The following is a 22792-nucleotide window of genomic DNA, read 5'->3' on the forward strand; positions in this document are numbered from 1 at the left end:
CGTACCGGGTACCGGTGGCGGAGAGGTCCTGCCCTGATGACTCCGCCACCGGAGCCCACCGGCTCGCAAAGCCCCCTGTTACCGGCGAGCCGCCCGCGGGCACCCGGCCCTCCGGGGCCGGGTGCCCGCTCCCGGAAGACCTCCGGAGCCGAAACCACCGGTCAGTACCCCAATGACCCCGGTGCATCCCCAGTGCATCCAGACCCCGAAACAGTGAGGATCCAGTCATGAGCCCCAACTCCACGGGCGACACCACCACCGCGAAGCTCGGTCCGGGCGCCCTGCAGGCGCTGATCCGGGGCGGCGGAGGCCCCCGCCTGCTGGATGTTCGGACTCCGGGCGAGTTCCAGAGCGTCCACATCCCCGGTTCCTACAACGTTCCCCTCGACACGCTCAAGGAGCACCGCCAGGAGCTGCTGTCGCACCTGGACGAGGACGTCGTGCTGATCTGCCGCTCCGGCGGCCGCGCGGCCCAGGCCGAGCAGGCGCTGGCCGAGGCCGGCCTGCCCAACCTGCGGGTGCTCGACGGCGGCATGGTCGCCTGGGAGACCTCCGGCGGCGACGTCGCCCGCGGAGCCGACCGCTGGGACCTGGAGCGCCAGGTCCGGCTGGTCGCCGGCTCCATCGTCCTCATCAGCGGCATCGCCGGGATCTTCCTCCCGGGCTGGCACCTGGTCGGCACCTTCGTCGGCGCGGGCCTGACCTTCGCGGCGCTCAGCAACACCTGCGCCATGGGCATGATGCTCTCCAAGCTCCCCTACAACCGCGGCCCCAAGACGGACCTCAAGACCGTCATCCAGTCCCTGAGGGGTGACCGCGCGTGATAGCACTCGTCATTGCGGGATCGCTGCTCATCGGGATCAGCCTCGGCATCCTCGGTGGCGGCGGTTCCATCCTCACCGTCCCGATCCTCATCTACCTGGCCGGCATGGAGGCGAAGGCGGCCATCGCCACCTCGCTGCTGGTCGTCGGCGTCACCTCGCTCGCCGGCCTCGTGTCGCACGCCCGTGCGGGCCGGGTCCGCTGGCGCACCGGACTGCTGTTCGGCGTGGCGGGCATGACCGGTGCCTACGCGGGCGGCCGGCTGGCCGAGTTCATCCCGGGCACCGTGCTGCTCATCGCGTTCGCCCTGATGATGCTCGCGACGGCCGTCGCCATGCTCAAGGGCCGCAAGAAGGAGCTCAAGAGCAAGCACGACGAGATGCCGATCCTGCACGTCCTGGTGGACGGTGTGGTCGTCGGCCTGGTCACCGGGCTCGTCGGCGCCGGCGGCGGCTTCCTCATCGTCCCGGCCCTGGCCCTGCTGGGCGGGCTCCCGATGGGCGTCGCCGTGGGCACCTCGCTGCTGGTGATCTCCATGAAGTCCTTCGCCGGACTGGCGGGCTACCTCTCCAGCGTGCAGATCGACTGGGGCCTGGCGGGCATCGTCACCGCCACGGCCGTGGTCGGCAGCCTGATCGGCGGACGGCTCGCGGGCCGCATCCCGCAGGACACGCTCCGCAAGGGCTTCGGCTGGTTCGTGGTCGTCATGGGCGTCTTCGTCCTCGGCCAGCAGCTCAGCGCGGACCTCCGGGAGACGCTGCTGACCAGCCCGATCACCTGGGCCGCGGTCGCCGTCCTCGCGGCGTTCCTGATCTTCGGCCTGCGGCGCAAGAGCTGCGCCGCCGGTACCGCCGGCCAGGACGGCCCCGGCTGCCCGGCGGAGCGCGACATCGCCGCCCGGGAGGACGCGAAGGCCGCCCGGAGCGACGCCGACGCCGAGGCCGGACGGCACGAGCGGGAGCAGGCCGGCAGCACCGGCTCGGCCCGGACCTGACGCCCTCCGGCCCGGTCACCCGGGCGCAAGGCCCGGTCGCCGGAGCGCGGAAGGGCCGCCCGCAGCACGGCACAGCCCGCGGTGGCACGGTACGCACCGTGCCACCGCGGGCCTCGTGTGTGCCGGGACACCCGCCCGTACCGGCGGTCTCCCGGCCACCGGTACGGGCGGACGCGGGCCGCGCGTACGAGCGGGCGCCGGAGCCCGGCAGGGCGGCCCCGTGCCGCCGGTGCCGCCGGTGAGGCCGGCGCCCGCCCCGCTCAGAAGGTGAGCTTCCAGCTGTCGATGTAGCCGGTGTCCTGGCTGTACACGTCCCGGACCCGCAGCGTCCAGGTGCCGTTCGCCGTCTCGGCCGAGGCGTCGGCCGTGTAGGTCGTGATCACGTTGTCGGCGCTGTCCCAGCCGGAGTCCTTCAGCCGGTAGGCGGTGCCGTCCGGGGCCAGCAGATCGATCACCAGATCGCCCCGGTAGCTGTGCTTGATGTCGACCCCGACCCTGAGCGCCGCCGGGGCGCTTCCCGTGCGGCCGGTCACCTCGATGGCGGAGACCGCCTCGGAGGTGCCGTCGGGGATGGTGACGTCGGCGGTGTTCTCGTAGACGCCGGAGGGGTCCGTGCCGCCGCCGTCCGCGCCGAGGGTCCAGACGGCGTGGGCGAGGGCGTCGCTGTTGCGGTCCAGGGCGGTGTCGTTGACGTTCGCCATGGTGTCGCAGGACGAGTGGTAGCAGTTGTCGAACGACTGCCCGGCCGTGCCGCCCCACTTCTGGGCCTGCGCCGAGGTCTTGGTGCGGCTCGCGCCGGTGAACAGACCGCCGACCGGGATGCCGTAGTTCTTGAACGAGGCGTGGTCGGAACGGCCGTCGCCCTCGGTCTCGATCTCCGTCGGCACCCCCTTGGCGGCGAAGAAGTCCTTGAAGACCGTCTCGATGGCCGGATCGTCGTCGTAGACGAAGTAGCCCGGGTTCGGCGAGGCGATCATGTCGAAGTTGAGGTAGCCGCCGATCGCGGACCGCTGGGCGCTCGTCAGATTGCGCACGTAGTGGTTGGAGCCGACCAGGCCCAGCTCCTCGGCGCCCCACCAGCCGAAGCGCAGATGCCGGTCCGGCTGGTGGCCCTCGCGCGCCACGGTGAGCGCGGTCTCCAGGACGGCCGCCGAACCGGAGCCGTTGTCGTTCATCCCGGCACCGCTGCTGACGGAGTCGAGGTGGGCCCCGGCCATGAGGACGTTGCCGGTGTCGCCGCCGGGCCAGTCGGCGATGAGGTTGTAGCCGGTGGATCCGTTCGAGGTGAACTGCTGGACGGTGGTGGTGTATCCGGCGGCGTCGAGCTTCGCCTTGAGGTGGTCGACGGCGGCCTTGTAGCCCGGACGGCCGTGGGCGCGGTTGCCCCCGTTGGCGGAGGCTATCGACTCCAGGTCGGTCAGGTGCGCCTTGACGGCGGAGAGCGAGATGTCCGGGGCCGCGGCGGCGGACGCCCGGGGCGCGGACTCCGCAGCGGAGGCGGCCGACGCGACGGAGGCCACGGTGGTCCGTCGGAGGCGGGGACGCTGTCTTCGGGCGGGGCGGTGCTCGGCGTGCGGATGAGTGAGGCGCATGGGGGCTCCGTTTCCGGACGGGAGTGCGGACGGTTGGGTGACGGACCGCGCGGGCCGCTCCGCGCTGGGTGGGCGCGGGACGGGAGGTTCACCGAACGTTCGATTGACGTGAGCATGATGGTCGACTCCGTGCCGCCATCCCGTCAAGACGCAATCCGGACCCGAGTGTTCGGAGATCGGACGCTCACCGGACGTTCGCCAGCGCCGGTACGGGTGCCGTGCCGGCTTCCGGGGCGGGTACGGCGGGTACGGCGGTCCCGGGCGGAGCCGGGCGGGGGGCTGGGGTTCGGCGGGCGCGGCGGAGCCGGGCGGGCGGACCGGCATCCCTGAGCGGGGCACCCCCGCGCGCCTGGAGCACGAGCTGGAAATGGGCGAAGATGCGCGAGGAGCCGCAGGAACGAGGCGCCCCTCGGACACCGGGGGACGCGGCCCTCCGGCCGCGCTCCGGCCGCGCTCCGGTCGTGGCCGTGACCCGGCCGCCGGAACGGCGCGGGGAGCCGGCCGGGCCGCGCCCCGCCCACCGCCCGCAGGAGGAACCGCCGCACATGAGCACCGTCCCCCGGGAGGAACCGCCCTGGGAGGGAGCGCCCCGCGAGAGGGCCGCGGGGAGGCCCGCCGCATGACCGACGGCCTCTTCCCGCCCGCCCGCCGGGAGATCGCGCCCGGCGCCGTCCACGTCCCCGGCTGGCTGGACCCGGACACCCGGCGCCGCCTGGTCGCCGCCTGCCGTGCGTGGGCCCGCGGACCGGTGCCGATCCGGCACACCCGGCTGCCGCGCGGCGGAGTCATGTCCGTGCAGACGGTCTGCCTGGGGTGGCACTGGTCCCCGTACCGCTACACCCGTACCGCCGTGGACGCCGGCGGCGGCCGGGTGGCCGCAATGCCGGACTGGCTGGCGGAGCTGGGCCGCCGCGCCGTGGCGGACGCCTACGGGGACCCGGCGGCCGGAGCCGCGTACGCCCCCGACACCGCGCTGGTCAACTTCTACGACGCCACGGCCCGCATGGGCATGCACCAGGACAAGGACGAACGCTCCGCCGCCCCGGTCGTCTCGCTCTCCCTCGGCGACACCTGCGTCTTCCGCTTCGGCACCACGGAGACCCGCACCAGGCCGTACACCGATCTCGAACTGGCCTCCGGCGATCTGTTCGTCTTCGGCGGCCCCTCCCGCTTCGCGTACCACGCCGTCCCGAAGACCCTGCCGGGCACTGCCGACCCGGCCCTCGGCCTCACCGGCCGCCTCAACATCACCCTCCGCGAGACCGGCCTGCCGGGGGACTGAGCGGGCGGCGGGCGTCAAGCCGTCGTGGCACGCGCTCACCGTCCGGGCGTTCCCTGCGGCTTCGCCCTCGCTGATGTGTCCGGAAGCCGAGACCCGGCGGGGTACAGACCTGCATGGGATGCTGTTGCCGAGACACGCGAGGAGGCGGTGATGACGACGATGAGCGTCATGAAGCACAAGTGCGTGGACGACCACGAAGGTCCCTGGACCGTGGAAGAAGTCCTCGCCCTCCCCGAACACCCGGCACGCGCCCGCTATGAGTTGGTGGACGGTGTCCTGATGATGTCCCCCGCGCCCAGCTGGGCGCACCAGATCGCGTCCAAGCGCCTCGCACGCCGTATCGATGACGCCATCTCGGTGGCCGGGGCCCCCTTCCTCCTGGCCGAGGCGTTCAACGTGATCGGTGAGTCCCGGCTGTTCATCCCCGACATCGTGGTCGTGGACAGGTCGGCCGTCCGGCGGGACACCGTCGCGGTCCCCCTGGAGGCCGTGCTGCTGCTGGCGGAGATCGTCTCGCCGCACAACCGGGCGGCCGACCGCATTCTCAAGCCCGCGCTCTACGCCCAGGCCAAGGTGCCCGCCTACTGGCGGATCGAGCTCGAACCGGAGCCGGCCGTGCTGGTGCACGAGCTCTCCGGGGACACCTACCGCGAGGTCCAGCGGGTCACGGGCAAGCAGACCGTCGAGGTCGGTGGGGCGTTCCCGGTGGACCTGGACGTCACGGCGCTGCTGGACGACCTGGACGACTGAGGGCAGGGCCCGGGGCGCCCCCGCCCCGGCGCGCGGAGCCCACCCGTCCCTGCGGCGTCCTCCGGGGTGACGCGGGCCCCCGGCCGTCCCAGACTGGACCGTATGGACCATCTCGAACAGCTCTACCGGCACTGGCTGCAGGATCTCTGGGGCGGCGACTTCGATCTGGCGCCCGAGATCCTGACCCCCGGCTTCACCGGCCACTGGCCCGACCGCGACGTGCACGGCCCGGACGGCGCCGTCGACGCGATCCGCGAGTCCCACGCCCTCTTCGGCGACATCAACACCACCCTCGACCTCGGCCCGGTCATCGACCGCGACCGGCTCGCCGCCCGCTGGACCTTCCACGGCACCTACCGGGGCGGAATCCCCGGCGCCACCGCCCCGCCCGGCACCCGGATCAGCTTCACCGGCCACGACATCTTCCGTGCCGAGGGGCGCCGCTTCGCCGAGTACTGGGTGGTCTCCGACGTGCTCGGCATGATGACCCGCCTCGGCGCGCTCGGCGGCTGACAGGGCCGGACGGACCTGAGGGGCCCTGAGCGGGGCCTGCCCCGAGCCGGGGCCTGGACGGGACCGTGACGGGACCTGGGCGGGGCCCGAGGGGTCCGGGCTCGTAACCGCCGCAGGCATCCGGCCGGCATCCCGCCCGTCGTCCGTTCGCGTCCCGCCCGCCGCCTTCCGCGCCCCGGCCCGCCGCCCGGGTCTCAGGAGCCCCCGGGCCCCTGGGCCTGCGCGCGGGCGGCGGCCGTCCCGGCCCGCGCGACGGGGCCCGCCGGCGGAAGCCCCGTACGGGGGTGCTCCGCGCCGCCGGGCGCGCTGCCGGGCCCGGTGTCCGTCCCGGCCCTCGCCGCCGCGTCCGCCGCGGCTTCCGCCTCCGCCGCTGCCTTCTCCGCCGCCGCGACGCCCGCCCGGCGCAGGTCGCCCCGGGTCCGGTGCGCGGTGCGGAGCGCGTCCCAGGTCAGCACCGACAGCGCCAGCCAGACCAGGGAGAAGCCGGCCCAGCGCTCCGGCGGCATCTCCTCGTGGAAGACGGCGACGCCCAGGAGGAACTGGGCGGTGGGCGTCAGATACTGCAGCAGGCCGATCGTGGACAGCGGCAGCCGGACGGCGGCGCCGCCGAAGCAGACCAGCGGGAGCGCGGTGACCGCGCCGGCGCTGACCAGGAGCAGGGCGTGCCCGGTGCCGCCGGAGGTGAAGGTGCTCTCGCCGCGCGAGCCCAGGAAGAGCAGGAAGCCCAGGGCCGGCAGGAACTGCAGCGAGGTCTCGGCGGCCAGGGACTCCAGGCCGTCCAGGCCCACGTGCTTCTTGACCAGGCCGTAGAGAGCGAAGGAGAGAGCCAGGGAGAGGGCGATCCAGGGCAGTTCGCCGTAGCCGATGGTGAGGACGAGCACCGCGCCGGCGCCGATACCGACGGCCGCCCACTGCGCCGGCCGCAGCCGCTCGCGCAGCAGCAGGACCCCGAAGGCGATGCTGACCAGGGGGTTGATGAAGTAGCCGAGGGCGGCCTCGACGACGTGGCCGGAGTTGACGCTCCAGATGTACAGGCCCCAGTTGGCCGATATGGCGGTGGCGGCCAGGGCGATCAGCCCGATCCGCCGGGGCTGCCGCAGCAGCGGCCGCAGCCAGGACCAGCGGCGCAGCACCAGCAGCACGAGCCCCACGACGACGAGGGACCACACCATGCGGTGGGCCAGGATCTCCACCGCGTCGGCCGGTTCCAGCAGCGGCCAGTAGAGCGGGAAGAGGCCCCAGATCCCGTAGGCGGCGAACCCGTAGGCCAGCCCGGTCCGGTGCTCGCTCATCGGCTTCAAGGGGTTCCTCCAGGGGCGGCGCGGCGACGGCAACGACGGTAACGCCGCCAGGGGGGCCGTGTCATGTCCGTATCGCTCCATGGTCATGACGGGAGGGTGGCCGGAGTGCGGCGGCGAGCGCCACCGGAGCGCGGCGGAGGCCCGGCGCGGGCACGGGTGCGGGCATCGGTAAGGGCCGCTGCCCAGGAGCAGCGGCCCTTACCGCGGAGCCCTTACCGCGCGGAGCCCTTGGGGGCGGGCGGGTCAGCCCGCGACCGTCCAGGTGTCGTTGCCGTGCAGGAGGGCGGAGAGGTCCCCCTTGCCGTGCCGCTCGACGGCGGCCTCCAGCTGGTCGGCCATGAGGGTGTCGTAGACCGGGCGCTCGACGCTGCGGAGCACGCCGATGGGCGTGTGGTGCAGGGTGTCCGCGTCGGCCAGCCGGGAGAGGGCGAAGGCCGTGGTCGGGGACGTGGCGTGGGCGTCGTGGACGAGGACCGCGGCGGCGTTCTCCGCCGTCACGTCGACGACCAGCAGGTCGCCGGTGGCCTGGTCGCGGACGACGCCCTTGGAGCCGAGGCCGTCGCCGCCGTCCTCCTCGCTCCACGGGGTGCCGAAGCGGATCGGCCGGCCGTGTTCGAGGCGGATGACGGCTTCCTGCGCCTGCTGCTTGCCCTTCAGCACCTCGAAGGCGCCGTCGTTGAAGATGTTGCAGTTCTGGTAGATCTCCACCAGCGCGGTGCCCGGGTGGGCCGCGGCCTGGCGCAGCACCTCGGTGAGGTGCTTGCGGTCGGAGTCGACCGTGCGGGCGACGAAGGACGCCTCGGCGCCGATCGCGAGCGACACCGGGTTGAAGGGCGCGTCCAGCGAGCCCATCGGCGTGGATTTCGTGATCTTGCCGAGCTCGGAGGTCGGGCTGTACTGGCCCTTGGTCAGCCCGTAGATCCGGTTGTTGAACAGCAGGATCTTGAGGTTGACGTTGCGGCGCAGCGCGTGGATGAGGTGGTTGCCGCCGATGGAGAGCGCGTCGCCGTCGCCGGTGACGACCCAGACGGACAGGTCGCGCCGGGAGGAGGCGAGACCGGTCGCGATCGCGGGGGCGCGGCCGTGGATCGAGTGCATCCCGTAGGTGTTCATGTAGTACGGGAAGCGGGAGGAGCAGCCGATGCCGGAGACGAAGACGATGTTCTCCCTGGCCAGCCCCAGCTCGGGCATGAAGCCCTGCACGGCGGCCAGCACGGCGTAGTCACCGCAGCCGGGGCACCAGCGGACCTCCTGGTCCGACTTGAAGTCCTTCATCGACTGCGGCGCCTCGGCGCGGGGCACCAGGGAGAGCGCCTCGAACGGCGCGGCGGACCCGCCGTTCGGCGCCCCCGCGGTCGTCCCCTCCGCCACTGTCTCAGTCATCGATGGCCTCCTTGACCACGCCGGCGAGCTGCTCGGCCTTGAACGGCATCCCGTTGACCTGGTTGTACGAGCGGGCGTCGACCAGGTACTTCGCCCGCAGCAGGGCGGCGAGCTGGCCGAGGTTCATCTCGGGTACGACCACCTTGTCGTACCGCCGCAGCACCTCGCCCAGGTTCCGCGGGAAGGGGTTGAGGTGGCGCAGATGGGCCTGGGCGACCGGGCGGCCCTCCGCGCGGACGCGGCGCACCGCGGCCGTGACGGGCCCGTAGGTCGAGCCCCAGCCCAGGACCAGCGTCTTCGCCTCGCCGGACGGGTCGTCGACCGTGAGGTCCGGGACCTCGATGCCGTCGACCTTGGCCTGGCGGGTGCGGACCATGAAGTCGTGGTTGGCCGGGTCGTAGGAGATGTTGCCCGTGCCGTCCTGCTTCTCGATGCCGCCGATGCGGTGTTCCAGGCCGGGGGTGCCGGGGACGGCCCAGGGGCGCGCGAGGGTGTGCGGGTCGCGCTTGTAGGGCCAGTACACCTCGGTGCCGTCGGCGAGTTCGTGGTTCGGGCCGGAGGCGAAGCGGACGGTGAGATCCGGCAGATCCTCGACCTCGGGGATGCGCCAGGGCTCGGAGCCGTTGGCGAGGTAGCCGTCGGAGAGCAGGAAGACCGGGGTGCGGTAGGCGAGCGCGATCCGGGCGGCGTCGAGGGCGGCGTCGAAGCAGTCCGCCGGGGTCGCCGGGGCGACGACCGGCACCGGGGCCTCGCCGTTGCGGCCGTACATCGCCTGCAGCAGGTCGGCCTGCTCGGTCTTGGTGGGCAGGCCGGTGGAGGGGCCGCCGCGCTGGATGTCGACGACCAGCAGCGGCAGTTCCAGGGAGACCGCGAGGCCGATGGTCTCGGACTTGAGCGCCACACCGGGGCCGGAGGTGGTGGTCACCGCCAGCGCCCCGCCGAAGGCCGCGCCGAGCGCCGCGCCGATGGCGGCGATCTCGTCCTCGGCCTGGAAGGTGCGCACACCGAAGTTCTTGTGCTTGGACAGCTCGTGCAGGATGTCCGAGGCCGGGGTGATCGGGTACGAGCCCAGGTAGAGCGGGAGGTCCGCCTGCTGAGACGCGGCGATCAGCCCGTAGGACAGCGCGAGGTTGCCGGAGATGTTGCGGTACGTGCCGGCGGGGAACGCGGCGGCGGCCGGGGCCACCTCGTAGGACACCGCGAAGTCCTCGGTGGTCTCGCCGAAGTTCCAGCCCGCCCGGAACGCCGTGACGTTCGCCTCGGCGAGCTCCGGCTTCTTGGCGAACTTGCTGCGCAGGAAGCGCTCGGTGCCCTCGGTCGGCCGGTGGTACATCCACGACAGCAGGCCGAGCGCGAACATGTTCTTGGAGCGGCCGGCGTCCTTGCGGGAGAGGTCGTAGCCCTTCAGGGCCTCGACGGTCAGTGTGGTCAGCGGTACCGGGTGGACCCGGTACGCCGCCAGGGAGCCGTCCTCCAGCGGGCTCGTGGCGTAGCCGACCTTGGCCATGGCGCGCTTCGTGAACTCGTCGGTGTTGACGATGATCTCCGCGCCGTGCGGCACGTCGGCGAGGTTGGCCTTGAGCGCGGCCGGGTTCATCGCCACCAGGACGTTCGGCGCGTCGCCCGGGGTGAGGATGTCGTGATCGGCGAAGTGCAGCTGGAAGCTGGAGACGCCGGGCAGGGTGCCGGCGGGGGCGCGGATCTCGGCGGGGAAGTTGGGCAGCGTGGAGAGGTCGTTGCCGAAGGAGGCGGTCTCCGAGGTGAAACGGTCCCCCGTCAGCTGCATGCCGTCGCCCGAGTCGCCCGCGAAGCGGATGATCACGCGGTCGAGACGGCGGACTTCCTTGCCCGGCGTGCCGGGCGCGCCGGACGTGCCGGGCGCGTGGTCCCCGGCGGCTGCCCCGCCGTCCTGCTCGGCTGGGCTACTGACCTGGCTGGTCACTGAACTGGACCTCCCTTGAGGCGGCGACTCCGGGATCCGGACACGTCGGCCGGCCGTCCCGCTGGCCACTCTACGTGGGTAAGGGTGACCTTCCCTGGATAGTTCATATGGTGGACTTGATTATGAGACGGACATGAAAGGTCAGTACTGGTCATTTCCGCCATTCCCCCGTGCCTTTCCGGGCTTTCTCCGGTGGCGCCCATGGCCGGTTCCTCCGTCCTTCCGCTGTCGTCCGTCCCGTTTCGCCCCTCTCCGGCTCCGGGGCCGCGGTGTGCCCGAACCGGCCCCGGCCAGTGGGCGTACCGACGGTAACCCGTCGCCGGGGCGCGGTGAACCGTTTCGCCGCCCGCCTGGCCCATGGTCCAACACCACGGTGACCGGCTCTCTTCCACCCCGGTCGCAGCCCGTGCGGGCGTGCCGGGCGGGCCCGCCCCGCCCGGCACGGCCGTGCCCCCGGAGCCCGTCGGCCCGGACCCGGCGGGACCCGGCGGGACCCGGCGGGACCCGGCGGGACCGCCGGGGACGGTCTCCGGGGGCGTACCGGGAGCCCGCCCGGCCCCTCCGGGAGGGCCGCGGCAGCCCGGCCGGGCGGCGGTCAGGACCTCAGATAGGTGAGTACCGCCAGCACCCGGCGGTGATCCCCGTCACTCGGCGAGAGGCCGAGTTTCAGGAAGATGTTGCTCACATGCTTCTCGATCGCGCCGTCGCTCACCACCAGCTGCCGTGCGATGGCCGAATTCGTCCGTCCTTCCGCCATCAGCCCCAGCACCTCGCGCTCGCGCGGGGTGAGGTGCGCCAGCACGTCCTGTTTGCGGCTGCGGCCCAGCAACTGGGCAACGACCTCCGGGTCCAGGGCGGTGCCGCCCCCGGCGACCCGCACCACCGCGTCGATGAACTCCCGCACCTCGGCGACCCGGTCCTTGAGCAGATAGCCCACACCCCGGCTGCTCGCCGCCAGCAGTTCGGTCGCGTACTGCTCCTCCACGTACTGCGACAGCACCAGCACGCCCAGCCCCGGATGGTCGCGGCGGAGTGACACCGCCGCCCGCACCCCCTCGTCGGTGTGGGTCGGCGGCATCCGCACATCGGCGACCACCACGTCCGGCAGCGACCCCCCGGCCGCCAGCTCCCCGACGACCTTGAGCAGGGCCTCCGCGTCGCCCACCCCCGCGACGACCTCGTGGCCCCGGTCGGTGAGCAGCCGGGTCAGGCCCTCCCGGAGCAGGACCGAGTCCTCGGCGATCACCACGCGCACCCCGGTGTTCTCCTGCTCCCGCGCCCATGCCGCGCTGTCCGTGTCATTCACGTTGTGGTCCCCCAACTCCGCGATCCCCCGACGGCCGGCACCAGCATCCCAGTTCCCGGACGCGGGCGCGCGCCCGCCGCCCCGCGAACGCGGAGCGGCAGGGAGCGAGGGGGCGCGGGTCCCCGGCCCGGGGGGCATCGGCCCCGCGGGGCCCGCCGCCGTGCTGCCCCGGTCAGCCCCGCCAGGGTAGTTCGGCCGTGACCGAGGTGGGTCCGCCCGGTGGTGAGTCGAGGGCGAGGAGTCCGTCGACCGCGTGGAGTCGTTCGGTGAGTCCGGTGAGGCCGGTGCCGTTGTCGGGGTGTGCGCCGCCGGTGCCGTCGTCGGTGACGTGGAGCATGAGGCGGTCGCCGGTTTGCCAGATGTCGAGGGTGGCGTGGTGGGCGTGGCTGTGTTTGCTGATGTTCTGGAGGAGTTCGGAGGCGGTGAAGTAGGCGATGCCTTCGATGGCGGGTGCGGGGCGGTGGGGGAGGTCGGTGGTGACGGTGACGGGGACGGTGCAGCGGGCGGCGAGGTGGGAGAGGGCGGGGCCGAGTCCGCGGTCGGTGAGGATGGCGGGGTGGATGCCGCGGGCGAGGTCGCGGAGTTCGCGGAGGGCGGTTTTCACTTCGCCGTGGGCTTCGTCGACCATTTTGGCGGCGGCCTCGGGGTCTTCGGGGAGTTTCTCCCTGGCGAGGCCGAGGTCCATGGCGAGGGCGACGAGGCGGGCCTGTGCTCCGTCGTGCAGGTCGCGTTCGATGCGGCGGAGGTCCGCGGCGGCCGTGTCGGCGACCGCCCCCCGGCCCGACTCCAGCTCCGAGACCCGGGTGGCCAGCCGCGAGGGCCCCAGCAGACCACTGATCAGGGCCCGGTCCACCATCGTCAGCCCGCGGAACACCCACGGCGTCACCAGGACGACCAGCAGGCCGGCCGCGCCGGTCAGGAGGATTTCGAACGGGCTGTCGAGGTACAGGGTGTTGCCGCGCCCGTCGCCGTACAGCTGGATCCCCGACTGCCCGGCGCTGTCCGGCAGGAACCGGTACCAGACGGGGTAGAGCAGCAGCGCCCAGCCGTACGCCCACAGGAAGACCGCGACGGAGAAGGCGAAGACCGCCCACGGGAAGTGCACCAGGGCGTAGAGCAGATGCCGCCAGGACACACCGCTCCTGAGGAGGGCCCCCGCCCACGCGAACGGCCCCGGCTTCTCCGGCCGCACCGGCGCCGGGGCGGCGACGTCCAGATCCAGCAGCAGCCGTGCCCGGCCGCGCTCCGCCGCGCCCAGCGCGCGGCAGCCCGCGAGGGCGGCCGCGAGCACGGGGATGCCGAGAAAGGTGACGAGCAGCCCCAGGGCCGTGGCCGTCATGGACACCGCGAAGACGAACGCCACGGCCGCCATCGGCAGCCCCAGCAGCAGATGAAGGAACTCCCGCCAGGTCCGGCCCTCCAGCGGAGCGCGCAGCACCGCCGGCAGCCGCCTGCGGACACGGGTCTCCGGTGCGTCGAACGCGCTGGCCATGGTGTCGTCCGTCCGTTCTGCCGTGGTGGCCGCGGGCCCGTGCCGCGCGGTCCACCGGATGGGGTGCTTCCATGCTGCGGCGGCGGGGACCGGCGGGGCCATGGAGCGCGTCGGCGTCTCCCGGGTGGGGTTTTCCCCACCGGCGGGGGAAGGCGGGCCCGGCCGATCGGGGAGGAGGGCCGTCGCCGCGGCCGGCCGGGCCGGGCGCGCTCAGTCCGCCGGCCGGTCGCGCCAGGGTAGTTCGGCCGTGACCGAGGTGGGTCCGCCCGGGGGTGAGTCGAGGGCGAGGAGTCCGTCGACCGCGTGGAGTCGTTCCGTGAGTCCGGTGAGGCCGGTGCCGTTGTCGGGGTGTGCGCCGCCGGTGCCGTCGTCGGTGACGTGGAGCATGAGGCGGTCGCCGGTTTGCCAGATGTCGAGGGTGGCGTGGTGGGCGTGGCTGTGTTTGCTGATGTTCTGGAGGAGTTCGGAGGCGGTGAAGTAGGCGATGCCTTCGATGGCGGGTGCGGGGCGGTGGGGGAGGTCGGTGGTGACGGTGACGGGGACGGTGCAGCGGGCGGCGAGGTGGGAGAGGGCGGGGCCGAGTCCGCGGTCGGTGAGGATGGCGGGGTGGATGCCGCGGGCGAGGTCGCGGAGTTCGCGGAGGGCGGTTTTCACTTCGCCGTGGGCTTCGTCGACCATTTTGGCGGCGGCCTCGGGGTCTTCGGGGAGTTTCTCCCTGGCGAGGCCGAGGTCCATGGCGAGGGCGACGAGGCGGGCCTGTGCTCCGTCGTGCAGGTCGCGTTCGATGCGGCGGAGGTCCGCGGCGGCCGTGTCGGCGACCGCCCCCCGGCCCGACTCCAGCTCGGCGATGCGCCGCTCCAGTTCGTCCGAGGGCGACAGCAGCCCCCGCACCATCGCGCGGTCGCCGTGCGTCAGCGCCCGCGCCGTCCAGCCCAGCACGGGCCAGGCGACGACGAGCGAGACCAGGGTGAGGGTGAAGGTGAGTACCCCCCACGGCAGCCTGATCAGCGAGTACAGCACGGTGCGCCAGCCCACCGGATCCTTCAGCCCGGCCCACAGCCAGGGGAGGAAACCGCCGTGCGCACGGCCCCGGATGGGGCTCGGCTCCTCGACCGGCAGGGACAGCAGCACCCGCGCGCGGGCCCGCTCCAGCTTCCCGAACTGGCGTGCTCCCAGCAGTCCGAGGGCCAGGATCGGCAGACCGACCACCGTCAGGGAGAGCAGCGCGCCCGCGTACAGCCACACCGACACATAGGTGAACCCGGCGAGGCCCAGCGGCAGATTGGCGAGCAGGTGCGCGATCTCCCGCCAGGTCTGCGCGCCGTACGCGAAACCGGGCGACGGGAGCCCGGTGCCCTCACCCCGGTCCGTCCCGTCCGTACGTCCTCCCCGGTGCCCGGGACGGCCGGCTGCGCGGGGCGGGGAGCTCTCGGTCATGCGCTCACCCTGCCGGAGGCGGACCGGCCCGCGCCATGGGGAACCCGGGGGTGCCGGGGTGGGGACAACCCCACCGTTCCCCCGCCGGGTGCGGTACGGGCTGCTCACACGCGGGCGGGCAGGCCCTAGACTCCCTGCGTACAGATCGTCGGACGGACGGCCGGTGGGGCGCCCGTGCGATCGTCGTGAAGAGAGTGTGGACGGCGGCTGGACGGCGCGGGAACGGCGTCCGGGCGACGTGGAGAGAACGCAGCCGAGGAGCGAGGGGCGGACGTGCTGGAGCCGACCGTACGCACGGCACCTGTCCAGTTGGCGGCGGATTACTTCGAGGGCTACGCGGTCGTCGGCGTGCTCGCCGCGGCGGGGGTGCTCTTCGTCGTCGTGGCCTTCACGGCCGGACGGTTGCTCCGGCCGGTGGTGCCGACACCCGAGAAACTGCTGACCTACGAGTGCGGGGTCGACCCCGTGGGCGAGGGCTGGGCGCACACCCAGGTCCGCTACTACGTCTACGCCTTCCTGTATGTGATCTTCGCGGTGGACTCGATCTTCCTGTTCCCGTGGGCGACGGTCTTCGCCGCACCGGGCTTCGGCGGCGTCACGCTGGTCGAGATGTTCGTCTTCCTCGGCTTCCTCGCCGTCGGCCTGCTGTACGCCTGGAAGAAGGGCGTCCTGGAGTGGACGTGACGAACACGGACGGCGCGGACGGCGCGGACGGAAGCGGCAGCGGCGGCCCGGAGTTCCTGCCCGAGCCGCGCCGCCTCGGCGTGCTCTCGCGGCTCGCGCCGGAGCCGATGAAGGTCGTCCTCAACTGGGGCCGCCGCTACAGCCTCTGGGTCTTCAACTTCGGACTCGCCTGCTGCGCGATCGAGTTCATCGCCGCCTCGATGGCCCGGCACGACTTCATCCGGCTCGGCGTGATCCCCTTCGCGCCCGGCCCGCGCCAGGCCGACCTGATGATCGTCTCCGGCACGGTCACGGACAAGATGGCGCCCGCCGTCCGCCGGTTGTACGAACAGATGCCCGAGCCGAAGTACGTCATCTCCTTCGGCGCCTGCTCCAACTGCGGCGGCCCGTACTGGGACTCGTACGCGGTGACGAAGGGCGTGGACCAGATCATCCCGGTCGACGTCTACGTCCCGGGCTGCCCGCCCCGGCCGGAGGCGCTGCTCCAGGGCATCCTCAAGCTCCAGGAGAAGATCGCGCGGGAATCGCTGGGCGAGCGGTACGGCCCCGGGGCGGCATCCGCCACCGGACGCCGCCCCACGGCGGCCCAGCTCCGCAGCGGGCCGGTCGAGGGGCCGGCGGCCCCCGTGGCGGACGGTACGGACTCCGGCGCGCGAGCCGCGGCCGAGCCCACCCCGGCGGCAGCGGCGGCGGAGAGGGCCGCCGGGGAACCGCGCTCCGGGGGCGGCACGGCCGGCGACACCGCTCCGGCCGAGCCGCCCGCCGATCGCCCGTCCGCCGACCGCCCGTCCGCCGGGACCCCCGCGAGCGAGGGGCCGGCGGCCGGGCCCGGGCGTCCCGGCGGCACGCCGAAGCCGCCGACCGCTCCCGAGGAGGACGGCCGATGACCGAGCCGAACCGGCCCGAGGCACCAGGCGGGCCAGGCGGGCCAGGCGGGGCGGATGCGGCGGGCGGCACCCCCGGGCAGCCGCCCGTCGGCTGGCTGCCCGGGGCCGCCGACGAACTCTTCGGCGCCGGGGCCACGGCCGTGGACGCGTACGACCTGCTCACCGTCGACGTGCCCGCCGCCTCCTGGCTGCTCGCCCTGGAGATCGCCCGGGACGCGCTCCGCTGCACGTACTTCGACTGGCTGAGCGCCGTGGACGAGCCCGGCACCGGTTTCCGGGTCGCCGCCCACCTCGTCGCCCTGCCCGACACCGCCTCCGGCGCCGGCGTGCGACGGCTGCTCCTGCGGACGACCGTCCCGCACGACGCCGCCGAACTGCCCACCGCCACCGGCGTGTACGCGGGCGCGGCCTGGCACGAGCGCGAGACGCACGAAATGTTCGGCATCGTCTTCACCGGCCATCCCGGTCTGGAGAAGCTGCTGCTTCCCGAGAACTTCGAGGGGCATCCGCTGCGCAAGGACTTCGTGCTCGCGGCCCGGGTCGCCAAGGCGTGGCCGGGCGCCAAGGAACCGGGGGAGTCCGGGCACGGCGGGCCCAAGCGGCGGCAGATGCTGCCGCCGGGGGTGCCGGACCCGAACGAATGGGGCCCGCTGAAGGGCCAGTTGCCGCCGGCTCCCGCCCGCGCCGCCCGTGGCGCGCGGGCCGCGGGGGCGGCGGGCCGGACCGGTGCGGCGGGCGCGGGCGCTCCCTCCGGCGCCCCGGGCACGGCCGAGCGCAGGCCGCGCCGCGCCCGCAGCGCGAGCGCGGGCTCCGCGAGCCAGCGGGCGGCCGAGCGGGAGGGAACTCCCGCGGCCGAGCGGACGGGAACTCCCCCGGACGGCGCGGCGGCCCCGCCCGCGACCGGAACGGGTGAGCCCGCCCGGCACACCGGCACGCCGGAGAGCGGCCCGCACGACAGCGGCCCGCGCGCCACCGGACGCGCGGCCGGGAAGCGCCCGGCGGGGGAGTCCGCCGGGCGGAAGCCGGCGCCGCGCTCCCCCGACGCGCCCTGGCTCAACCCCGGCCCGGGTCCCGCGGAGCCGCAGCCGCCGGCCGGCGAGGGCACGGCCGGCGGCGCTGCGGCCGGCGGTGCGGCAGCCGGAGGCGAGGGCGCCTCCGGGGCGGCCACGGAAACCGGGAAGACGGCCGGTTCCACGGCGGCGGACCCCGGCAGCGCTGGGACCCCGAATTCCGGCGAGGGACCCGGCCGGAGCCCCGAAGACGGGTCCGGCCGTGAACCCGGGCGCGGGGAGTCCGGCCCCGGGGAGCCCGACCCCGGCGCGCACGGGCGGGATCCCGGCCGGACACGCCGTCCCGGCCCCGGCCCGGACGCCGGTTCCCACTCCGCGGGAGGCGACTCGTGACCGACGTGCTCGACGTCGTATGGCGGCTGCTCGCGGTCTTCGTGGCGTTCCTCGTGCTGCCGCTCGTGGTCGGCCAGACCGAACACAAGGTCATGGCCCATATGCAGGGCCGGCTCGGCCCGATGTACGCGGGCGGCTTCCACGGCTGGGCCCAACTGGTCGCGGACGGCGTGAAGTTCGCGCAGAAGGAGGACATCGTCCCGGCGGGCGCCGACCGCCGCGTCTTCCGGCTCGCGCCCGCCGTCGCGCTGCTGCCGTATCTGCTGGTGCTGGTCGCCGTCCCGGTCGGACCGGGCGACGCCGTCGGCCAGTCCCTGGACGCGGGGATCTTCTTCGTGCTGGCGGTGCTGGGTGTCGGCGTGCTCGGCTCGCTGATGGGCGGCTGGGCGTCGGCGAACAAGTTCTCGCTGCTCGGCGGGCTCCGCACGGCCGCCCAACTGCTGGCGTACGAGCTGCCGATGCTGCTGGCCGCCGCCTCGGTGGCGATGGCCGCCGGAACGGTGTCGCTCACCGGCATCGTGGACGGCTTCCAGTGGTGGTGGGTGCCCTGGCAGATCGTCGGGGCGCTGGTGTTCTTCACGGCCGGACTCGCGGAACTCCAGCGGCCGCCGTTCGACATGCCGGTCGCCGACTCCGAGATCATCTTCGGCGCGTACACCGAGTACACGGGTCTGCGCTTCGCGCTGTTCCTGCTCGCCGAGTACGCGGGCATCGTCGTGCTCTGCGCGCTGACGACCGTCCTTTTCCTCGGCGGCTGGCACGGACCGTTCGCGGCCGACGGGCTCGGCTGGGTCTGGACCCTGCTCAAGACGGGGCTGCTCGCCTTCGTCGTCATCTGGCTGCGGGTCAGCTATCCGAGACTCCGCGAGGACCAGTTGCAGAAGCTCGCCTGGACCGTGCTCATCCCGCTCGCGCTCGCCCAGATCGCGCTCACCGGTGTCGTCAAGGTGGTGATTTCCTGATGTCCCCCATGCCGGGCAGCGGCCTCGCCAAAGGGCTGGCCGTGACGCTGCGGACGATGACGCGGCGCGCGCACACCGCCCGTTACCCGGACGTGCAGCCCGAACTGCCGCCGCGCTCACGCGGTGTGATCGGGCTGTTCGAGGAGAACTGCACGGTCTGCATGCTCTGCGCCCGGGAGTGCCCGGACTGGTGCATCTACATCGACTCCCACAAGGAGACGGTTCCCCCGGCCGCTCCGGGCGGGCGCGAACGCAGCCGCAATGTGCTGGACCGGTTCGCCATCGACTTCGCGCTGTGCATGTACTGCGGCATCTGCATCGAGGTCTGCCCCTTCGACGCGCTCTTCTGGTCACCGGAGTTCGAGTACGCCGAGACCGACATCCTCGACCTCACCCATGAGCGCGACAAGCTGCGCGAGTGGATGTGGACGGTGCCCGCCCCGCCCGCGCTCGACGCGGCGGCCGAGGAGCCGAAGGAGGTCGTGGCGGCGCGCAGGACGGCCGACAAGATCGCAGCGGCAGGGGAGACGGCCGGCGGAGCGGCGTCCGGCGGAGCGGCGTCCGGCCGGGCACCCGCCGGCGGTGACGTTTCCGCGCCCGGCGGCGAGCCGGAACAGCGGCCGGGCCGGCGGCGGGAGAGCGGCGCATGACCGGGACCGGTCCCGCGGCCCTCGCCGCCGAGGCCCTGGCCGCCTCCGCGCAGACCCGGGGCTTTCTCTCACCGTCCGGTGTGGAGATCGCCTTCCTGCTGGTCGGCCTGGTCACCCTGGGCGCGGCCGTCGTCACCGTCACCACCCGGCAGCTGGTGCACGCCGCGCTCTGGCTGGTGGTGGCGCTCGGCGGGCTGGCCGTCGAGTACCTGCTGCTGACGGCCGAGTTCATCGCCTGGGTACAGGTGCTGATCTACGTCGGCTCGGTGGTGGTCCTGCTGCTCTTCGGGCTGATGCTGACCCGGGCCCCCATCGGCCGCTCCCCGGACGCGGATTCGGGCAACCGCCCGGTCGCCCTGGCGGTGGCGTCGGTGGCCGCGGTGACCCTGGTCTGGGTGGTCGCCGACGCCTTCCGCACCACCTGGATCGACCTCGGCGGGCCCGCGCGGGGCAGCACGGAGGCCTCCGGCAGGATGCTGTTCAGCCACTGGGTGCTGCCGTTCGAAGCGCTGTCCGTGCTGCTGCTCGCCGCCCTCGTCGGAGCGATCGTCCTGTCCCGCCGCAACGGCGGCGCGGCCGGCTCGCCGGCCGCTTCCGGCACCCCCGGCGCTTCCGCCCCGGCGCGGGAGGGGCCCGCCGGCGCCTCGTCCCCCGGCCGGGGCGGTGAGGGAGACCACGCCGGTCACGGCGGCAGCGCCCCCGACGGCACCGGCACCGTCCGGAACGGCGACCCGGACGACAAGGAGCAGGGCTGATGCATCTCGCCTATCCCGCCGTGCTGGCCGCTCTCCTCTTCTGCACCGGCCTCTACGGCGTCCTCGCCCGGCGCAACGCGATCCTCGTCCTGATGTCGGTCGAGCTGATGCTCAACGCCGTCAACCTCAACCTGGTCGCCTTCGACGTCTGGCTCCGTGACACCCTGCACGCCGGGCAGGCGCTGACCCTCTTCACCATCACCATCGCCGCCGCCGAGATCGGCATCGGCCTCGCCATCGTCCTCCTCGTCCACCGGGGCCGCGGCAACTCGGACATCGACCGGCTCCGGGACACCGCCGAACCCGGCGGGCCCGGCCCGGACACCGGCCCCGGCGGGACCACGGCCGCGCGGGCGGACGGCACCCAGCAGGCACCGGAACAGAAGGCAGAGGCCGCCGCGTGACGACCACGACCCTCGCCGTCCTCGTCCCCCTCCTGCCGTTCTTCGGCGCCGTGGCGATCCTGCTCTTCGGCCGGCGGGCCCCCGGCTTCATACAGCCACTCGCCGTGCTGCCGACCCTCGCCTCCGCGGTCCTGGCCGCGGTCACCGCCGTCCGCCAGGGCGGCGGCGAGCCCCTGGACGCCGGGATCCGGCTGACGGCCACCGGCTCCGTCCCCATCGATCTCGCCCTGCGCCTGGACGGGTTCGCGGTGCTGGTGGCCGTGCTCGTCGGCACCGTCGCCACCTGCGTGCAGCTCTACTCGACCGGCTATCTCCGGGACGACCCCCGCTACACCTCCTACGCCGCCCTCGTCTCCCTCTTCACCGCCGCCATGCTGCTGGTCGTCTACTCCGGCGACCTGATGGTGCTGCTGGTCGGCTGGGAAGTCATGGGCATCTGCTCGTACTTCCTCGTCGGCCACTACTGGGAGACGGAGGCCGCCCGCGCCGCCTCCCTCAAGGCGTTCCTCGTCACCAAGCTCGGTGACGTCCCCTTCCTGATCGGCCTGTTCGCACTCGCCGACGAGGCCGGCACCTTCCGCATCAGCGGCGTCCTCACCGCCGCCTCCTCCGGTGACGGGCTCGCCCACCCGACGCTGATCGCCCTGCTGCTGCTCGCCGGCGTGGCGGGCAAGTCCGCGCAGTTCCCCCTGCACACCTGGCTGCCCGACGCGATGGCCGGCCCGACGCCGGTCTCCGCGCTGATCCACGCGGCGACGATGGTCGCCGCCGGCGTCTACTTCGTCGCCCGGCTGCTGCCCGTCTTCGCCTCCTCCGCCGCCGCGCTGGTCGTCCTCGGGCTGATGGCCGCCGTGACGATGGCCGGCTCCGCGCTCGCCGCGCTCGCCCAGGACGACATCAAACGCGTCCTCGCCTACTCCACCCTCGGACAGCTCGGCTACATGACCGGGGCCCTGGCCGTCGGCGAGCGCGGTGCCGCCGTCTTCCACCTCCTCACCCACGGCGCCTTCAAGGCCCTCCTCTTCCTCGGCGCGGGCGTGCTCATCCACGTCGCCGGGACCAACTCGCTCGCCGCCATGTCCCGCATGCCGGAGCTTCGCCGGCGTGCGCCCGACGCCTTCTGGACGATGACCGTGGCGCTGCTCGCCCTGGCCGCCGTCCCGCCGTTCAGCGGCTTCTTCTCCAAGGAGGCCGTACTCGGCGCCGCCGAGCACGCCGCCCTCGGTGAGGCCCCGGGCATCCCGGCCGCCGCGGGCTGGACCGTGCTCGCCGCCGGACTGCTCACCGCCCTCCTCACCGCCGCCTACGCCACCCGCCTCTGGCTGCTCATGGGCGTCCCCGGCGCCCGCGCGTCCGCCGCCGCGACCGGCACCGGCGGGGGCGCGGAGCCGGGCCCGGCCGACGCCGCCGCCGACGCCGCCGACGCCGCCCGCGACGGCGCGCGGCCCGGGAAAGCCGCCGTCCCCGCGGCCGAGGCGGGCGCGGGGACGGGAGCGCCGGCCACCGCGGCCGTGGACTCCCTCCCCGGCCGGGAGCCCGCGCCGGCCGACGCCCCGGGCCCCGCGCCCGGCACCCCGCACCACACCCGCACCCCGGTCGTCATGAACGCCGTGCTCTGGGTGCTGTTCCTCCCCGCCGCCGGGCTCGGCGCCGCCGTGGGGTGGCTGCCCCACTGGTTCGACGGCGACTCGCTCGCCCCGACCCTGGTCACCTCCGTCCTCGGTACCGGTCTCGCCCTCGTCGGCATCCTCCTCACCTACGCCACCTGGCGGCACACCACAGCCCTGGCCCGCCCGGCGCGCCCCTTCGCGGTGGCGGCCGTGCCCGCGCACCCGGGCACCCCGGAGCCCGCACGCTCCGAGGCGGAGGCCATCGCCACTCACGAACCGGCCTACGGGGACATCGCCTCCGCCCCCGACCCGGCCGACCCCGGACGGCTCCTCCTCGGCCCGCTGCACCGCCACGCCGCCGCCGGCTTCCACCTCGACCGGCTCTATTCCACGGCCTTCGTCCTGCCCGTCCGCGCCGCCGCGCGACTGGTGGCCTTCCTCGACCGCGAGGTCGTCGACACCTGGGTCCGCGCTGCCGCCGCCGGACCCGGCCTCGTGGGCGCGGCCGTCCGCCGCGCCCAGACCGGCAATGTGCAGACCTATCTGGGCGCCCTCCTCGCGGGCTCCGTCGTCCTGGCCGTAACCGCCGTCCTCGTCGCCACCGGAACCGGAGCGTGACCCGT

Annotated in this window: 20 protein-coding genes; 13 read left to right on the plus strand and 7 right to left on the minus strand. The window is 73.9% G+C overall.

Annotated features, from left to right (window positions below):
* Positions 1 to 227 precede the first annotated feature (227 nt).
* Positions 228 to 824: a rhodanese-like domain-containing protein gene (locus KBZ10_RS16940; RefSeq protein WP_210988493.1), complete on the plus strand. Its 597-nt coding sequence runs from the start codon at positions 228 to 230 to the stop codon at positions 822 to 824.
* Positions 821 to 1816, plus strand: a complete 996-nt coding sequence (locus KBZ10_RS16945; RefSeq protein ID WP_210988494.1) for a sulfite exporter TauE/SafE family protein — start codon at positions 821 to 823, stop codon at positions 1814 to 1816. The genes KBZ10_RS16940 and KBZ10_RS16945 overlap by 4 nt, the downstream gene beginning before the upstream one ends.
* 260 nt (positions 1817 to 2076) lie before the next feature.
* On the opposite strand, the gene KBZ10_RS16950 is transcribed toward KBZ10_RS16945, so the two are convergent.
* The gene (locus KBZ10_RS16950) at positions 2077 to 3408 is read right to left on the minus strand and encodes a M28 family peptidase (protein WP_210988495.1); all 1332 of its coding nucleotides are present in this window, start codon (positions 3406 to 3408) and stop codon (positions 2077 to 2079) included.
* Positions 3409 to 4027: 619 nt separating this feature from the next.
* Between KBZ10_RS16950 and KBZ10_RS16955 the strand changes: the two genes are divergently transcribed.
* The 3 genes from KBZ10_RS16955 to KBZ10_RS16965 all read left to right on the plus strand — a co-directional run bounded on the left by KBZ10_RS16955 (position 4028) and on the right by KBZ10_RS16965 (position 5953).
* Positions 4028 to 4690: an alpha-ketoglutarate-dependent dioxygenase AlkB gene (locus KBZ10_RS16955; protein ID WP_210988496.1), complete on the plus strand. Its 663-nt coding sequence runs from the start codon at positions 4028 to 4030 to the stop codon at positions 4688 to 4690.
* A gap of 150 nt (positions 4691 to 4840) precedes the next feature.
* Positions 4841 to 5440: a Uma2 family endonuclease gene (locus tag KBZ10_RS16960; protein WP_210988497.1), complete on the plus strand. Its 600-nt coding sequence runs from the start codon at positions 4841 to 4843 to the stop codon at positions 5438 to 5440.
* 102 nt (positions 5441 to 5542) lie between these two features.
* Entirely contained in the window at positions 5543 to 5953 is a 411-nt protein-coding gene (locus KBZ10_RS16965; protein WP_210988498.1) for an ester cyclase, read from the plus strand.
* Between the two features lie 194 nt (positions 5954 to 6147).
* Here KBZ10_RS16965 and rarD read toward each other — a convergent pair whose 3' ends face one another.
* From rarD to KBZ10_RS16995, 6 genes are all read right to left on the minus strand, one after another.
* Positions 6148 to 7245: an EamA family transporter RarD gene (gene rarD / locus KBZ10_RS16970; RefSeq protein ID WP_374223365.1), complete on the minus strand. Its 1098-nt coding sequence runs from the start codon at positions 7243 to 7245 to the stop codon at positions 6148 to 6150.
* A 252-nt stretch (positions 7246 to 7497) separates the two neighbouring features.
* The gene (locus KBZ10_RS16975; protein WP_210988500.1) at positions 7498 to 8637 is read right to left on the minus strand and encodes a 2-oxoacid:ferredoxin oxidoreductase subunit beta; all 1140 of its coding nucleotides are present in this window, start codon (positions 8635 to 8637) and stop codon (positions 7498 to 7500) included.
* Complete coding sequence (locus KBZ10_RS16980) at positions 8630 to 10579, minus strand: 2-oxoacid:acceptor oxidoreductase subunit alpha (RefSeq protein ID WP_210988501.1); 1950 nt, start codon at positions 10577 to 10579, stop codon at positions 8630 to 8632. The genes KBZ10_RS16975 and KBZ10_RS16980 overlap by 8 nt, the downstream gene beginning before the upstream one ends.
* Before the next feature lie 595 nt (positions 10580 to 11174).
* The gene (locus KBZ10_RS16985; protein WP_210988569.1) at positions 11175 to 11834 is read right to left on the minus strand and encodes a response regulator transcription factor; all 660 of its coding nucleotides are present in this window, start codon (positions 11832 to 11834) and stop codon (positions 11175 to 11177) included.
* A gap of 223 nt (positions 11835 to 12057) precedes the next feature.
* A complete protein-coding gene (locus KBZ10_RS16990) occupies positions 12058 to 13377 on the minus strand; it encodes a sensor histidine kinase (RefSeq protein WP_210988502.1) in 1320 nt (439 codons plus the stop codon).
* A 210-nt stretch (positions 13378 to 13587) separates the two neighbouring features.
* Positions 13588 to 14814: a sensor histidine kinase gene (locus KBZ10_RS16995; RefSeq protein ID WP_210988503.1), complete on the minus strand. Its 1227-nt coding sequence runs from the start codon at positions 14812 to 14814 to the stop codon at positions 13588 to 13590.
* A gap of 273 nt (positions 14815 to 15087) precedes the next feature.
* On the opposite strand from KBZ10_RS16995, the gene KBZ10_RS17000 reads away from it, so the two are divergent.
* Genes KBZ10_RS17000 through KBZ10_RS17035 form a run of 8 tightly spaced genes read left to right on the plus strand, consistent with a single transcriptional unit; the run spans position 15088 to position 22787 of the window.
* Entirely contained in the window at positions 15088 to 15498 is a 411-nt protein-coding gene (locus KBZ10_RS17000; protein WP_210988504.1) for an NADH-quinone oxidoreductase subunit A, read from the plus strand.
* Positions 15489 to 16385: an NADH-quinone oxidoreductase subunit NuoB gene (gene nuoB / locus KBZ10_RS29530; protein WP_374223366.1), complete on the plus strand. Its 897-nt coding sequence runs from the start codon at positions 15489 to 15491 to the stop codon at positions 16383 to 16385. The genes KBZ10_RS17000 and nuoB overlap by 10 nt, the downstream gene beginning before the upstream one ends.
* Positions 16382 to 17788, plus strand: coding sequence for an NADH-quinone oxidoreductase subunit C (locus KBZ10_RS17010; RefSeq protein WP_210988506.1), 1407 nt, complete (start codon positions 16382 to 16384; stop codon positions 17786 to 17788). Before nuoB ends, KBZ10_RS17010 begins: the two co-directional genes overlap by 4 nt.
* Positions 17785 to 18750, plus strand: a complete 966-nt coding sequence (locus KBZ10_RS17015; RefSeq protein ID WP_210988507.1) for a complex I subunit 1 family protein — start codon at positions 17785 to 17787, stop codon at positions 18748 to 18750. Before KBZ10_RS17010 ends, KBZ10_RS17015 begins: the two co-directional genes overlap by 4 nt.
* Positions 18750 to 19400: an NADH-quinone oxidoreductase subunit I gene (locus KBZ10_RS17020; RefSeq protein WP_210988508.1), complete on the plus strand. Its 651-nt coding sequence runs from the start codon at positions 18750 to 18752 to the stop codon at positions 19398 to 19400. Before KBZ10_RS17015 ends, KBZ10_RS17020 begins: the two co-directional genes overlap by 1 nt.
* Positions 19397 to 20155 (plus strand): NADH-quinone oxidoreductase subunit J, encoded by a 759-nt coding sequence (locus tag KBZ10_RS17025; RefSeq protein ID WP_210988509.1) that lies wholly within the window; start codon positions 19397 to 19399, stop codon positions 20153 to 20155. The genes KBZ10_RS17020 and KBZ10_RS17025 overlap by 4 nt, the downstream gene beginning before the upstream one ends.
* Positions 20155 to 20559 carry an NADH-quinone oxidoreductase subunit NuoK gene (gene nuoK, locus KBZ10_RS17030; protein ID WP_210988510.1) on the plus strand — a complete coding sequence of 135 codons (405 nt, stop codon included), beginning with the start codon at positions 20155 to 20157 and terminating at the stop codon, positions 20557 to 20559. Before KBZ10_RS17025 ends, nuoK begins: the two co-directional genes overlap by 1 nt.
* Positions 20556 to 22787 (plus strand): NADH-quinone oxidoreductase subunit L, encoded by a 2232-nt coding sequence (locus KBZ10_RS17035; RefSeq protein WP_210988511.1) that lies wholly within the window; start codon positions 20556 to 20558, stop codon positions 22785 to 22787. The genes nuoK and KBZ10_RS17035 overlap by 4 nt, the downstream gene beginning before the upstream one ends.
* The last annotated feature ends 5 nt before the right edge of the window (positions 22788 to 22792 follow it).

This window comes from Streptomyces sp. F63, from assembly GCF_018070345.1.
GTDB lineage: Bacteria > Actinomycetota > Actinomycetes > Streptomycetales > Streptomycetaceae > Streptomyces.

What these genes read in the sequence shown, in the direction of transcription:
- KBZ10_RS16990 (WP_210988502.1), bottom strand. Translation starts at nt 13,377, where the DNA reads ATGGCCAGCGCGTTCGACGCACCGGAGACCCGTGTCCGCAGGCGGCTG.
- KBZ10_RS17020 (WP_210988508.1), top strand. Translation starts at nt 18,750, where the DNA reads ATGTCCCCCATGCCGGGCAGCGGCCTCGCCAAAGGGCTGGCCGTGACG.
- KBZ10_RS17010 (WP_210988506.1), top strand. Translation starts at nt 16,382, where the DNA reads ATGACCGAGCCGAACCGGCCCGAGGCACCAGGCGGGCCAGGCGGGCCA.
- KBZ10_RS16940 (WP_210988493.1), top strand. Translation starts at nt 228, where the DNA reads ATGAGCCCCAACTCCACGGGCGACACCACCACCGCGAAGCTCGGTCCG.
- KBZ10_RS16965 (WP_210988498.1), top strand. Translation starts at nt 5,543, where the DNA reads ATGGACCATCTCGAACAGCTCTACCGGCACTGGCTGCAGGATCTCTGG.
- KBZ10_RS16975 (WP_210988500.1), bottom strand. Translation starts at nt 8,637, where the DNA reads ATGACTGAGACAGTGGCGGAGGGGACGACCGCGGGGGCGCCGAACGGC.
- KBZ10_RS16950 (WP_210988495.1), bottom strand. Translation starts at nt 3,408, where the DNA reads ATGCGCCTCACTCATCCGCACGCCGAGCACCGCCCCGCCCGAAGACAG.
- nuoK (WP_210988510.1), top strand. Translation starts at nt 20,155, where the DNA reads ATGCATCTCGCCTATCCCGCCGTGCTGGCCGCTCTCCTCTTCTGCACC.
- rarD (WP_374223365.1), bottom strand. Translation starts at nt 7,245, where the DNA reads ATGAGCGAGCACCGGACCGGGCTGGCCTACGGGTTCGCCGCCTACGGG.
- KBZ10_RS16995 (WP_210988503.1), bottom strand. Translation starts at nt 14,814, where the DNA reads ATGACCGAGAGCTCCCCGCCCCGCGCAGCCGGCCGTCCCGGGCACCGG.
- KBZ10_RS16955 (WP_210988496.1), top strand. Translation starts at nt 4,028, where the DNA reads ATGACCGACGGCCTCTTCCCGCCCGCCCGCCGGGAGATCGCGCCCGGC.
- KBZ10_RS16960 (WP_210988497.1), top strand. Translation starts at nt 4,841, where the DNA reads ATGACGACGATGAGCGTCATGAAGCACAAGTGCGTGGACGACCACGAA.
- KBZ10_RS17025 (WP_210988509.1), top strand. Translation starts at nt 19,397, where the DNA reads ATGACCGGGACCGGTCCCGCGGCCCTCGCCGCCGAGGCCCTGGCCGCC.